Consider the following 13,304-nt stretch of genomic DNA (forward strand, 5'->3'; position numbering starts at 1 on the left):
AATTATATATGCTAGCGATAACTTACTTAGGACTAATAATTTTTATAGTTTTTTTTGAGATTACTCGCTCGAAAGAAACCAAAATCGATTTTTTAACTTTGTTTCATCTTAATTTTTGTCTTTTCTATGCTTTGCCTGGAGCTATTTTGGAGGCTTCATTAGGAACATCATCTTCAGCAACTCGGTTTAATAATGAATTTCAGGTAAGTGATTTACAAATTGCTTTGGCAATATTTGGAGGATATTTTTTCATACTACTCGGCTTTCATTCAAAAACTGCTGAAAATTTAGGTAAAAAAATTATTATTAAATCCTCTAGTCCCACAAAAGTTTTTTTATATGCTGTGTGCTTACTCTTATTTGCTTGCTTTTCAATTTATATATACAGCTTGCAGTATGGTGGATTTATGGTTGCCATCTCAAAAGCAAATTTAATCCGAGCGGGGGCAGAAGAACGTGGCATATTTTCCTTTTTTAAAAGGTTTATCTTGTGTTCATTTGTTTCTGCTTATTTATTAGGTTCTTACATATTTTGCCAAAAAATCAAAAAAGGAAAGTGGGCATACATAATTTTTGGTATTTCTGTCATTGCTTCAATTATTGCGTTTTTAATGTCAAGTTCTCGCGCACCCTTAGTCAACTTTATCCTCGTATTTTATTTAGGTTACGTACTGAAAACTGGAAAATTCTCCTGGTTGTTTACTATTTCTTTTACCTGGATTGCTGCTCTTTTTATTTTTTATGGTAAAGCATTCTTTTTTAGTCTTACTGCACTACCGGAAGGATTTACTGCCTTTATTAATAGATTTGTAGAAGCAAATAATTCTCCAGATAGTTTAGGATTTAATGTTTACGAATTATTAAAGCAGAATTTTGCTTATCCTGTTGATTCACTATATGTGGCTTTTCATAAAGTGTATAATCCACGGCTTTTCGTCGATTGGTATTATTCTTTTATTTCTTTAGTTCCCGAAAAATTATCAAATATAGAGAAACCAGAAACTATTAGTGAAATAAATACTAGGTATCTGACACAAGGAAATGAGTATGTCATACAACCCGGTTTACTAGCCTATGGAATTTATGTTATGTCATGGCCCGGAATGATGATTAATTGCATTGTATATGGATGGTTTGGTCGCTACGTTCAAAGTATTTTAAGCAATTATCTTCAAAAAATATTTTGGATGCCATTTATTTATATATTAATAATACAAATATGGATAGATATTCTGCTGGTAGGAGATCCAGTACTTTTGATCCAAATTAATTTTTGGTCTTTGACATCAATTGGTTTATTACTTTTATTAACTACAAAATTATCCATAATTAACCAAATAATTACTTTGCCTAAAAGGCTGAAATAAAAAACATTAGAATACTAACTTAAGAGGAGAAGAGAACACATGAAAAACGCTTATTTTACAACTGGACTTTACACTGGTGGCGCTGAAATGATGCTTTATCATCTCCTATCTAAGATGAATCGAGAGCGGTTCAGTCCGGTTGTGCTTTCTTTAATGGATGGTGGTACGTTGAGCGATCGCATTGCCGCCTTAGGCATACCTGTTTATACCATCGGCATGAAACCAGGATTACCACCTACACCCGCTGCCCTTTGGCGGTTACTCCACATAGTGCATCACCTTAAACCCGATCTCATTCAAGGATGGATGTATCATGGCAATCTTGCGGCACTATTAGTAAGTATTTTTTCTTTCCATAAAATACCTGTTTTATGGGGAATTCATCATTCAATTAATTCCTTACAATCTGAAAAGAAAATGACCGCAATGATTATTAACTTTTCCGCCAGTATTTCTAAGTGGGCAGAGAAAATTATTTATGTATCTCACAATAGTAAAATTCAGCATGAAGCCATTAACTATTGTTGTAAAAATAGTTGTATAATTCCTAATGGGTTTGACACATCGTTATTTAAACCATCGCTTGAAGCTAGATTAAACCTTCGCTCAGAACTAGGTTTGTCCAATGAATCTTTTCTGATTGGTTTGATATGTCGTTATCATCCAATGAAGGATCATGCTAATTTTCTTAGAGCAGCTGCACTGTTATTAAAGAACTTTCCCAATGTACACTTTGTTCTAGCTGGCACAGATGTTAATCAAGAAAATCCTGGTTTGCAGCAGTTAATCAAAGAGTTGGGAATTGTGAATAACATCCACCTACTAGGAGAGCGTAAAGATATGCCTCGTCTCACTGCTGCTCTCGATATTGCTACCTCCTCCTCTGCCTTTGGTGAAGCATTTCCTTTAGTTATAGGAGAAGCAATGTCTTGTGGTGTGCCTTGTGTGGTTACAGATATCGGTGATTCAGCTTGGATTGTCGGCAATACAGGGCGAGTCATACCTCCACAAAACTCCGAGGCTTTAGCTAAAGCTTGGCAAGAGTTGATTCTTCTAGATGCAGAAAGTAAGGAAGCTTTAGGAAAAGCAGCACGCGCCAGAATTATTGAATCCTTTTCTTTAGAAACTGTTGTTACTCAATATGAAAAATTGTATGAAAGTGTGTTAACTAAAAAATTCAACTAAAAGACAAAAGCTTACAAAAAATCAACAAAATTCTGAATTTATGGCTAAAAGTATCGTTACCGGATCTGCCGGGTTTATTGGTTCTAATCTTGTAGAAGCATTGTTGCAACAAGGTGAAGAAGTCATTGGCATTGATGAATTCAATGATTACTACTCCCCGGTATTAAAGCGTAAAAATATTGCGCACTTGCAAAACCATCCTAACTTTCAACTAGTAGAGGGAGACATTCAGTTTTTAGACTGGCAGACACTCCTAACTGATGTTGACGTAGTTTACCATCAAGCAGCACAAGCAGGCGTAAGGGCGAGTTGGGGTCAAAGTTTCCGCGTTTACACTGAACGCAATATTAATGCTACACAAGTATTGCTGGAAGCGGCAAAAGATGCAAAACACCTGAAAAGGTTGGTATTCGCTTCTAGCTCTAGTGTATATGGTGATGCCGAAACCCTGCCCACATCTGAGGAAATATGTCCCCGGCCCGTTTCGCCTTATGGTATTACCAAGCTAGCAGCCGAGCAATTGTGTGGACTATATCATCAAAACTTTGGCGTACCGATTGTAGCCTTGCGTTATTTCACAGTTTATGGTCCCAGACAGCGCCCCGATATGGCATTTCATAAGTTTTTTCAAGCGGTTTTGCTGGGGGAGGCGATTCCTATCTATGGCGATGGTTCCCAAACACGAGACTTTACATTTGTCAGTGATGCTGTCGCTGCTAATTTAGCAGCCGCCACCATACCTGAAGCTGTGGGCGAAATCTTCAATATCGGCGGCGGTAGCAGGGTGGTTTTAACACAAGTTTTAGACACACTTGCAGAAATTGTTGGGCGTACCGTGAAAATCAATCAGATTGAAAAGGCGATGGGAGACGCCCGTCACACTGCGGCAGATGTCTCTAAAGCGCGGAAGATACTCGCTTATCAACCGCAAGTTTCCCTGAGGGAGGGTTTAATTCAAGAGTGGTACTGGGTTAAGGAGTTGTATGCATCCAAATGATTTGAATAAATATAAATAGGTATCAGCATGAAAATTTTACATATTTGTGCAATTGCGCCCACTGCCACAATCCTTTTACAACCTCAGCTTAAATACTTGTTGTCCCGCCAATTAACAGTAGGAATAGCTTGTTCTCCGGCATCGGAATTAGCAGAGCTACAAAAAAATGGCGTCAAAGTACATCCAGTTAAGATTGAGCGGAAGATTTCTGTAAATTCTAATTTACAAACCATCTATCAGCTCACAAAAATTATCCGAGAGCATCAATACGATCTCGTTCATGTCCATACTCCAATTGCTGCTGTCTTAGGACGCATAGCTGCTAAACTCGCTCAAGTTAAACGAATTGTTTATACTTCTCACGGTTTTCCGTTTCACGATTTATCATCTCCCAGCCAATATCTTTTCTACTTTACAGTGGAAAAACTTACTGCTTTAATCACTGATTTGATTCTGAGCCAAAATCATGAAGATATCGCCACTGCTGAAAAATTTGGTCTTTGTCCCCCAGACAAACTACGTTACCTTGGCAACGGTATAGATATTGATCGTTTTCAGCGCTCGCGCCTTAATTCCACTACTCAACAAGAATTACGCAAATCCTTAGGTATCCCTGAAACTGCTAACTTAATAATTGGCACTATTGGACGTTTAACCCGTAAAAAAGGCAGTGGATACCTAATTGAAGCCGCCGCCCAGCTACTTCCTCACTTTCCTAATTTGCATGTTCTATTAATTGGTAGTCAACTTAGTAGCGATCCGGAACCTTTCCAAACAGAACTGATCGAAAGAATTCACACTCTGGGAATTGAGAAACACGTTACTCTTACAGGCGAACGTCAAGACATACCAGAGCTTTTAGGTCTTTTGGACATCTTTACCCTACCTACCTTTACTCATGAAGGATTACCGCGCTCTATTCTCGAAGCCATGTCAATGAGCTTACCAGTTGTTGCCACAGATATTAGAGGTTGTCGAGAAGCAGTAGTGCATGGAAAAACAGGCGTAATTATACCGCCGAAAAACAGTGAAAAGTTAGCTTCTGCTTTGCGAACACTTCTAGTTAACCCTGCATTAAGACAAAGTTATGGAGAAGCAGGGCGTCAGCGCGTTGAAGCTGAATATGATGAACGCTTCGTATTCCAAAGACTAGAGGATTTTTATCAAGAACTGGGGATTTCGTTCTCATAAAATTTTTGGCAAAAATAGTCTCAAAAATTACACACGTTTACTTGAAAGGATATGAACAGATTGCAGAAGCTGATTAAAATAATTGCAGATAAAGTCGTGTCTACCATCGCCTTAATTGTTCTTTCTCCTGTGTTCTTGGTTGTGGCGATCGCTATTTACAAACGCATGGGTTTCCCGATTGTTTTCACCCAACCCCGTCCCGGTAAAGACGCTCGAATTTTCAACTTCTACAAGTTCCGAACAATGACAAATGAACGGGATGCCGAAGGTAATCTTCTTAGTGATGAAAAACGCCTAACTTCCTTTGGTAAATTCCTTCGTAAAACTAGTCTTGACGAACTTCCTCAACTTTGGAACGTCCTCAAAGGTGACATGAGTTTTGTTGGTCCGCGTCCCTTATTGGTAAGGTATCTTGATCGCTACACTCCTGAACAAGCACGCCGCCATAATGTTATACCCGGAATCACGGGTTTGACTCAGGTGAAAGGTCGCAATGCCCTAAGTTGGGAAGAAAAATTCAAACTAGATGTCTGGTATGTCGATAATTGGAGTTTATGGCAAGACTTGAAAATTCTTTTCCTTACGCTGTTCAAAGTATTGCAACAAGAAGGAATCAATCAAGAAGGTTACGCTACAGCCGAAGAATTTAAAGGTCAAGGAATACCAATTCTTGGCGGTAGAGAAATACTGAAGCCCTACGCTATGACTCCGGAAAAACAAGAGCGTCTACAAATCTGCTTGCAAGAACTAGCTACCTTGCTATATGAACAGACAAACAAGAGTGAACTGAAGGACACAGAAAGCATTGAAAAAACCGTGCGGACTCAGATTTTAGAATACGTTAGTCCCCAAATCGCCCTTTTGTATCAAACAAGAACTAAAACAGGTGATGTACATTAGGATCAATATGGCTGGTACAGAGCAAAAAAGATTTTCTGCGCTGAAATATTAGGAAATGGATAATGTTATGAATAGTCAGGTAATTAGTTTGTCAGATAGTGTGTGGATAAATATTTTGCAAGAGTTACGTCATGATATTTATCATTTACCAGAGTATTTAGATGTAGAAGCAAGAAAAACCACTGCCATTCCCGAAGCTATTTTAATATTTGAGGATGATAAATTATTTTGTTTACCTTACTTGTTGCGTTCTTGTGATAACTTATTTGATGAAGGTATAGCAAACCAAGAAGTTTTTGATGTGGTATCTCCTAATGGATATCCGGGAATTTTATTGAATGACGCAGCGGCTAGTACACCTGAGTTTTTAAAGTCGGCGATCGCGCAGTTAATCAATTTATTGCAAGCGAGAAATGTCTGTTCAGCATTCTTACGACTGCATCCCATACTTAACCACGGCTTTCATGAAGTTTTATCTTCTCAATTGTGTGAAGTCAGCGGAGAAACTGTATCTATCGATTTAATGCTTTCTGAAACAGAAATGTGGCATCAAACTCGCTCAGAACATCGCAATCATATCAATCGTTGTAAACGTGCTGGATTTACAGCAAAAATCGTACCATTTAAGGAGTATATAGATGAATTCATTTTGATATATAATCAAACAATGGATCGCGTAGACGCGAAACAATATTTTTATTTTGAGCGTGAATATTTCACAATTCTAGCAAATCTGAATGAAAAAATTCACTTGTGTATTGTAGAGTTAGACGCTCAAATTGCCTGTGCCGGAATCTTTACAGAATGCTGTGAAATTGTTCAATACCACCTGGGCGGAACAAAAAATGAGTTTTTGAAACAAGCTCCCAGCAAGTTAATGTTTGATTACGTTAGATTGTGGGCTAAAGAACGTGGGAACAAAGTTTTGCATTTAGGTGGTGGTGTTGGCTCTGCTAAAGATAGTCTATATCATTTCAAAGCAGGCTTTTCTAAACAGAGGCATCCTTACTTAACAATGCGCCTGATCACAGACAAAGAAAAATATCATTCTTTAGTAGAATTACGGGCAAAATCTTTAAAAACTCAGCCAGAAGTTTTACTTGATGCCAAATTTTTTCCAGCCTATCGTTCTCTTAAATAAGGGAGAACAACGTCAAATAATTTAGGAGTTTATACTGATGGTTAATAATAAGGAAGCTTATCGCACTGTAGATTTTGATTACTGGGCACATAAAGAAACTTTATCAGAACAGGAAAAATTTCTGATCGAAACTTATTTAGATCGGCGTGGTAAAACGGTAGAGGCTGGGACAGCAGGAGGCAGAATAGTATTAGAAATGCAAAAATTAGGGTTTACATCCCTTTACGGCTTTGATTATGTACCAGAATTTGTTGAACAAGCTAAACAGAGAGATTCGACAAATAGCATTTCTTTTGCTGTAGAGGATGCCACGGCATTAAACTACGATGATGGTTTTTTTGATCAACTAGTTTATCTCCAGCAAATCATTTGTTGTATTGAGGATGACTTAGGCAGATTAAGTGCTTTTAAGGAAGCTTATCGCACTTTAAGAAAAGGAGGTACTGCACTATTTTCATTTTTAAATTTTGATTATAGGGCGAGAAAGCCAGCTTATCTGCCATACTTAATATATATACGAATTTTGAGACAGCTTGGTAATTCTCCCTGGTCACTTCAATACATTCCTAGACTAAAACTAGGCGGAAAATTGAATTTTAATGCCCTGACTGATAAACAACCGTATATGTATTGGTATAAACTAGAAGAAGCATACCAAAGTTTAAAAGCAGCAAATTTTGAGATAGTTGGGGTTGGCTCAGATTTTCAGCTTAGTCAAAGAAAAATACTTCCGTCTTGGGAAACTGTCAGGCTTGAACCAATTCAAGGAATGTTGTACTTTATTTGTAAAAAATGAAATGAGCAAACGAATTCTCCTCTCAACACCTCATATGGGCGATCGCGAACTAGAGTTCGTATTGGAAGCCTTTGACACTAACTGGATTGCCCCCGTTGGGCCCCATGTAGATGCTTTCGAGCAAGAATTCGGTGAAGTTACTGGCGCTAGTCATGCAGCAGCTTTGAGTTCTGGCACAGCGGCTCTGCATTTGGCTTTACAATTAATAGGTGTCGAGTCGGGAGATGAAGTTTTTTGTTCTACCCTGACTTTTGTTGCCACCGCTAACCCAATTACTTATTTAGGGGCAAAGCCAGTATTTATTGATAGCGATCGCACTACTTGGAACATGAATCCCGACTTGTTGCGGGAAGCGCTCGAACATCGCGCCCGCATGGGCAAATTGCCCAAAGCCGTTGTGCTTGTACATTTGTATGGTCAAAGTGCGGATATCGACCCCATATTGTCAGCGTGCAATCAATATAATATTCCCTTAATTGAAGATGCTGCCGAATCTTTAGGAGCTACCTACAAAGGGCGTTCCCCAGGAACATTCGGACACATCGGCATTTACTCATTCAATGGTAATAAAATCATCACCACCTCTGGCGGTGGGATGTTAGTTTCCCAAGACTCAGAACTAGTAACCAAAGCCCGTTTTTTAGCAACCCAAGCACGCGATCCCGCTCCCCATTACCAACACAGTGAAATTGGCTACAACTACCGCCTGAGCAACGTTTTAGCTGGTATTGGGCGCGGTCAATTGCGCGTTCTGAGTGACCGAGTAGCCGCGAGAAGACGCAATTTTGAGATTTACGCCTCTGCCTTGGCAATGCCAGGAATAGAATTTATGCCAGAAGCTAGTTTTGGACAAGCTACTCGCTGGCTTACATGTCTAACAATAGATCCTGAGGCTTTTGGTGCAGATCGAGAAAAAATCCGCGTAGCACTAAACGAACAGCAAATTGAAACTCGTCCAGTGTGGAAGCCATTGCATTTACAGCCTGTGTTTGCTGAATGTGAATGTATTGGCGGTGCAGTTGCTGAAGACTTATTTGCACGCGGGCTTTGTTTGCCTTCTGGATCTAATCTTACAACCTCAGACTTAGAGCGAGTTATTGGTGCGATCTCTTCCCACAATAAAACTGGAAAAACTTACACTCCCCTGATGGTTTAGTAAATTTACTTGTGTTCTTTCATCTGCTGGCAAAATTTAATAGTCTACTATAATAGCATCTATATATACTCAACAATTTTAAGTGATTTATGGAATCACGTGAATCTTTTGTCTTTGATAAATACTGGCAAGTTATGAAGCGCCGTTGGCTGCCTGCTTTTGGAATATTTTTGCCAGTTTTCCTGATTTCACTAACAGCTTCATCTTTGAAAAAGCCTTCTTATATAGCAGAAGGAAAACTACTGTTTAAAAGAATAAATACGACGAGTTCCCTCACAGGAGTAGGAACAGAAATAGGTAAGCTAGAGCCACTAGTGCAAGACAAAACTAATCCTCTCAACACAGAGGCAGAAGTTATACGTTCTTTGCCTGTTGTGCAAAAAACCATAGAAACACTCAACTTAAAAGACAAAAATGAAACACTTCTAAAACCAAAGAAATTTCTGGAACGGTTGACTGTAAATGACATTCAAAAAACAGACGTTCTGAAAATTTCCTACACAGACACAAACCCTAAAACAGCCGCACAGGTTGTTGATACCCTAATTGCTGTTTATTTAGAACACAACATATCTTACCACCGCTCCCAAGCGGCGGCTGCCCGTAAGTTTATCGAAAAACAGCTGCCAAATGCTGAATTAGTGGTTCGCAGAGCAGAAGCACAACTAGCGGAGTTTAAAGAAAAGAACAAAGTTGTTTCCTTGCAAGAAGAAACAACTAAGGCAGTGAACGTGATGGCAGATTTGCAAGAGCAAATTAACCAAACTCAATCTAAAATTGCCGATGTCAATTCACAGTCTCTTGAAATCCGCAAGCAATTAAATATGAACTCCCAGCAGGCGGTTACTAATACTTCGCTCAGCCAGTCTGGTGGAGTGCAAGATTTACTCAAAGAAGTTCAGCAGCTAGAGTCGCAACTTGCAGGTAAACGCACTGTTTTGCTCGATACCCATCCGGAAATTATTAATTTAGAAAACAAATTACAAGCTTTAAAAGGGATACTACAACAGCGAATCAAACAAGTTGTGCGATCAAATCAACCACAACTAAATGGTAATCTGCAAATTGGAGCGCTGCAACAACAACTCACCGCAGATCTGATTAAATTAGAATCAACCCGTCAGGGTTTAGCTAGTCAAGCCACCATTTTATCCAACGTCCAAGCTACCTACAAACAACGGCTAAATATTCTGCCCAGATTGGAACAGCAACAGCGCCAGTTAGAACGCCGAGTACAAGCAGCCCAAACTACTTATTCACTTCTGCTCCAAAAGCTAGAAGAGAGCCGAATAGCAGAAAGTCAGAACTTAGGTAACGCTAGCTTGGTATCCAAAGCCGAAGTTCCTGACAAACCGATTTCTTCTCCTACGGTTTCCTACGTAAGTGCAGGTATACTAGGTATATTGGCTGCTTTGGCAACTATCTATGTTTTAGAAGCAAGAGATAAATCAATCAGGACTGTTGATGCGGCGAAGGAATTACTAGGATTGACTTTATTGGGGGTAATTCCCACATTTAACAAGTCGAAAAAATCTAGTCGTGGCAGTGAAGAGCCAGAATTATTTAGCGCTAGGCTTGTTGTTAGGGATACTCCTCGCTCCCCAATTAGTGAAGCTTACCGGATGCTACGGGCAAATTTAAAGTTTTTGAGTGCCGATAAAGAGCTAAAAGTTATTGTTGTCACTAGTTCTGTACCTAAAGAAGGTAAGTCAACAGTAGCTGCTAATTTAGCTTTGGCAATGGCTCAGATGGAGCGTAAAGTTTTACTGGTAGATGGAGATTTACATCGTCCAGTACAGCATAAAATCTGGGAACTGCATAATAGTGAAGGTTTAAGCAATGTGATTGTCGCTCAAGCTGAAATCAAAACAGCTACCAAAAAAGTTACGGATAATTTGTCTGTCCTCACTTCTGGAGTAGTGCCACCTAACCCAGCATCCCTCCTCGATTCAAAACGAATGGCTAATTTAATAGAAAGTTTTGCTGCCAACTACGACTTCGTAATCATTGACGCTCCATCGTTGACAGTTGCCGCTGATGCTGCTACTATCGGTCAAATGGCTGACGGTGTTTTGTTGGTAGTTCGACCAGGGGTTGTTGATTCTGTAAATGCCGCTTTTGCCAAAGAGCTTTTGGAAAAATCTGGTCAGAATGTGCTAGGACAAGTGGTGAATGGAGTTATTCCCAATAATGAGCGCCATAGCTACTACTACTTTGCCAAGGAATACTATCCTCAAGAAAAAGATACTACGGATGAATCGCCAGAATACAATCGTAGAGATGGGATGGTAAATTGACTAACCAGGAGTCAGGAGTCAGGAGTTTTGGATTAAGGTAACAAAACTCAATGCTCAAATTACTAACTACTTTAAATAGATTAACAAGTTCAATCCGGGAATTGTGCGGGAGAGTGTCCACAGAAGTAGGGTGAGGTAAAGTAGTCCAAGTGTCCATTGATACCATGCTAATATGGTGATGATACCAGGGAGGTGTTCGTCGCGCAGGCGAATGTCGTTAAAGCCTAATCGCAGCAGGTTGTTAAGGCTAAAGTCGTAGTAGTTGAGCCAGTTCCAATCGCGATGCCATAATAGGGGCAGGTATCGATCGCGGAATGTATCATATCTGGGGATGACTGGTAAGCGTCCAATTAGTAAGCGTAACTGCCGCATTGTACCATCTTCTGTAAAGTAGGATACGTCCATTAAGTCATGATATCTACCTTGTTGGTACAGTCGGAACAATAGAAATGTTGGGATGGGGATGATGACAATGAAAAGACATAAGAGTGTGAGCCACGGTTTTTCTGCTGTGTGAAAGATGGCAAAGATGCTAAAAAATGATAAACTAGTAAAGCTAGTTAGGATCCAGATTGTTTCGTTAGTGGTGGGAATAATTGCTACTGGACGCAGGCGGCGCATTCGATCAACTAACCAAAATAATAAGCCGAAGTAGGCGATCGCTACTCCCCCTACTCCAAACACCAACCAAAAATTCGTACCATACCCAGAAAGTAGCAGCAGTAGACTCAACGCCAACCAACTCAATGAGTTTAATAACCACCCAGTTGGTGAGACACCAACTACTACACGGGAGTCTATTTTGTGATAAGTTTCTAAATCGATATCTGCTAAAGTAAGTAACTCACTTTGATTGCGAAACGGTTTGATTTGACGGCGCTGAATAATAGCTTTTGCTTGAGTTGGGGAAAAACCTAAATTTCTCAGTTGAGATGGAGAAGCACTATTGATATTCGTACCAACTAGACGACGGCTTAACTCTTCTAGCCGCAACCGTTGCTTTGTGTATTCCAAGTGATTAGCATCAGCAATTTGTTGCAACTGACGGAAATTTTGCCCTAAATTACGCAAGACGTTTTGATTACCTTGCAAAGAAGATACAGCCAGCATTTTGCCAATTTCTCCGGGATTACCTAAAATTTTGGCTTGGTTGGAGTTAAAAGCTAAACCAGATACATTTAAATAAGCTTCCTCGGCAAAATCAGTATCGCTAAAATCTGCTTGGTTGAGAATACTTGCACCTTGCAGATTCACTGGTTGATTAAATTGTGCTTCTCGGAAACTGACAGCTTGCTCAAACGTAGCTTCGCTCAGGAGTAATATCTGATAGAAAATGGATTTAGTAAACTGTGCTTGATGGAAGCGCACCTGGGAAAAATCAGCATTTCCTTGCCACTGCACAAGATTGAATTTAGCCAACTCCTGAAAATTTGCCTCGTTAAAATTAGCAATGTTCTCAAAGGTACTTTCTTGAAAATAAACGCTGTCTTGAAATTGCGTTTGTTTAAAATTCGCCTTATCAAAGAAAACGCTACCATAAAACTTACTTTTTTGGTGAAAAGTAGTACCTGCAAAGCTAGCTGTACGACTAAATCTTGTTTCACTCCAGTTGACTGATTGGTCAAAAATAGCACCTTGAGCATCTACAGGCTGGAGAAAAAATGTATTGGGAAACTCTACATTACCATCGAAGCGCGTTTGCACTAATGTTAACGAACCACGGAAAACACTGATTTCACTAGCTGCAGTTGTTGCCAAAAGTGATTTACAGTCTTTGGAACTAGGTATCGTTACGGCAAGTGACTGTAAACAAACTATACGCAAGCGTTCTAGTTGTTCTTGTTCGCTTGGGGTGAAAATGGGAGCAATGGCTTGCGCGTATAGGGGTGTTCTCAAACCCAAATCACTACCAATAAAATCTCCTTGAATGAGAGAATAGCTCAAGTCTAACCCTAAAGGTTTTGAACCAGCTTTTTGCAGTTCTTTACGTAGAATTTGGTAGAAAGCATCGCGGAAGCTGGCATTTTCTGGTCGCAAATCAATCACCATCTCCCGCAAATCTACTGTCAAGTTACCTTCACGGATTGTAGGTGTATGTATTCTCTCTTGCAATAGTTCTAAAGTCAAGATAGTGCGCTCTGGTTGTGCAGGTGCGCCCCACGCTGGTAGAGGTAGTATTAAAATAAACAGCGTACATATACAAATTAGCGAGACTATCTCGTTACCAGGCTCCTGCCTGGTAATGCACTTCCAGAGGCTCTGCCTCAACTTGAA

General features: G+C 39.7%; 9 protein-coding genes and 2 pseudogenes. 10 read left to right on the forward strand and 1 reads right to left on the reverse strand.

The genetic code is table 11. From position 1 onward, the window contains the following. Nucleotides 1-8 precede the first annotated feature (8 nt). The 10 genes and pseudogenes from ICL16_RS14440 (at nucleotide 9) to ICL16_RS14485 (ending at nucleotide 11,030) form a co-directional block, all read left to right on the forward strand. The gene (locus ICL16_RS14440; protein WP_190828758.1) at nucleotides 9-1,367 is read left to right on the forward strand and encodes a hypothetical protein; all 1,359 of its coding nucleotides are present in this window, start codon (nucleotides 9-11) and stop codon (nucleotides 1,365-1,367) included. 39 nt (nucleotides 1,368-1,406) lie between these two features. After that, a complete protein-coding gene (locus ICL16_RS14445; RefSeq protein WP_190828760.1) occupies nucleotides 1,407-2,552 on the forward strand; it encodes a glycosyltransferase family 4 protein in 1,146 nt (381 codons plus the stop codon). Between the two features lie 40 nt (nucleotides 2,553-2,592). Beyond that, on the forward strand, nucleotides 2,593-3,549 hold the full coding sequence (locus ICL16_RS14450) for an NAD-dependent epimerase/dehydratase family protein (RefSeq protein ID WP_190828761.1): 957 nt from the start codon (nucleotides 2,593-2,595) through the stop codon (nucleotides 3,547-3,549). Between the two features lie 27 nt (nucleotides 3,550-3,576). Beyond that, nucleotides 3,577-4,740, forward strand: coding sequence for a glycosyltransferase family 4 protein (locus ICL16_RS14455; protein ID WP_190828763.1), 1,164 nt, complete (start codon nucleotides 3,577-3,579; stop codon nucleotides 4,738-4,740). 51 nt (nucleotides 4,741-4,791) lie between these two features. Further along, nucleotides 4,792-5,331 (forward strand): annotated as a pseudogene (locus ICL16_RS14460) (sugar transferase); the annotation flags it as partial. A gap of 111 nt (nucleotides 5,332-5,442) precedes the next feature. Further along, nucleotides 5,443-5,628 (forward strand): annotated as a pseudogene (locus ICL16_RS14465) (ISKra4 family transposase); the annotation flags it as partial. Nucleotides 5,629-5,707: 79 nt separating this feature from the next. Further along, a complete protein-coding gene (locus ICL16_RS14470; RefSeq protein ID WP_190828765.1) occupies nucleotides 5,708-6,781 on the forward strand; it encodes a GNAT family N-acetyltransferase in 1,074 nt (357 codons plus the stop codon). Between the two features lie 37 nt (nucleotides 6,782-6,818). Further along, nucleotides 6,819-7,577: a class I SAM-dependent methyltransferase gene (locus ICL16_RS14475; protein WP_190828767.1), complete on the forward strand. Its 759-nt coding sequence runs from the start codon at nucleotides 6,819-6,821 to the stop codon at nucleotides 7,575-7,577. A 1-nt stretch (nucleotide 7,578) separates the two neighbouring features. Further along, nucleotides 7,579-8,733, forward strand: a complete 1,155-nt coding sequence (locus ICL16_RS14480; protein WP_190828768.1) for a DegT/DnrJ/EryC1/StrS family aminotransferase — start codon at nucleotides 7,579-7,581, stop codon at nucleotides 8,731-8,733. A gap of 89 nt (nucleotides 8,734-8,822) precedes the next feature. Beyond that, on the forward strand, nucleotides 8,823-11,030 hold the full coding sequence (locus ICL16_RS14485; protein ID WP_190828770.1) for a GumC family protein: 2,208 nt from the start codon (nucleotides 8,823-8,825) through the stop codon (nucleotides 11,028-11,030). A gap of 66 nt (nucleotides 11,031-11,096) precedes the next feature. On the opposite strand, the gene ICL16_RS14490 is transcribed toward ICL16_RS14485, so the two are convergent. Next, nucleotides 11,097-13,229: a pentapeptide repeat-containing protein gene (locus ICL16_RS14490; RefSeq protein WP_337907008.1), complete on the reverse strand. Its 2,133-nt coding sequence runs from the start codon at nucleotides 13,227-13,229 to the stop codon at nucleotides 11,097-11,099. Between the last annotated feature and the right edge of the window lie 75 nt (nucleotides 13,230-13,304).

Source organism: Iningainema tapete BLCC-T55, from assembly GCF_014698965.1.
Lineage (GTDB): Bacteria > Cyanobacteriota > Cyanobacteriia > Cyanobacteriales > Nostocaceae > Iningainema > Iningainema tapete.

Excerpts from the sequence above, each read along its gene's own strand:
- ICL16_RS14440 (WP_190828758.1), top strand. The coding sequence starts at position 9 with ATGCTAGCGATAACTTACTTAGGACTAATAATTTTTATAGTTTTTTTT.
- ICL16_RS14445 (WP_190828760.1), top strand. The coding sequence starts at position 1,407 with ATGAAAAACGCTTATTTTACAACTGGACTTTACACTGGTGGCGCTGAA.
- ICL16_RS14450 (WP_190828761.1), top strand. The coding sequence starts at position 2,593 with ATGGCTAAAAGTATCGTTACCGGATCTGCCGGGTTTATTGGTTCTAAT.
- ICL16_RS14455 (WP_190828763.1), top strand. The coding sequence starts at position 3,577 with ATGAAAATTTTACATATTTGTGCAATTGCGCCCACTGCCACAATCCTT.
- ICL16_RS14470 (WP_190828765.1), top strand. The coding sequence starts at position 5,708 with ATGAATAGTCAGGTAATTAGTTTGTCAGATAGTGTGTGGATAAATATT.
- ICL16_RS14475 (WP_190828767.1), top strand. The coding sequence starts at position 6,819 with ATGGTTAATAATAAGGAAGCTTATCGCACTGTAGATTTTGATTACTGG.
- ICL16_RS14480 (WP_190828768.1), top strand. The coding sequence starts at position 7,579 with ATGAGCAAACGAATTCTCCTCTCAACACCTCATATGGGCGATCGCGAA.
- ICL16_RS14485 (WP_190828770.1), top strand. The coding sequence starts at position 8,823 with ATGGAATCACGTGAATCTTTTGTCTTTGATAAATACTGGCAAGTTATG.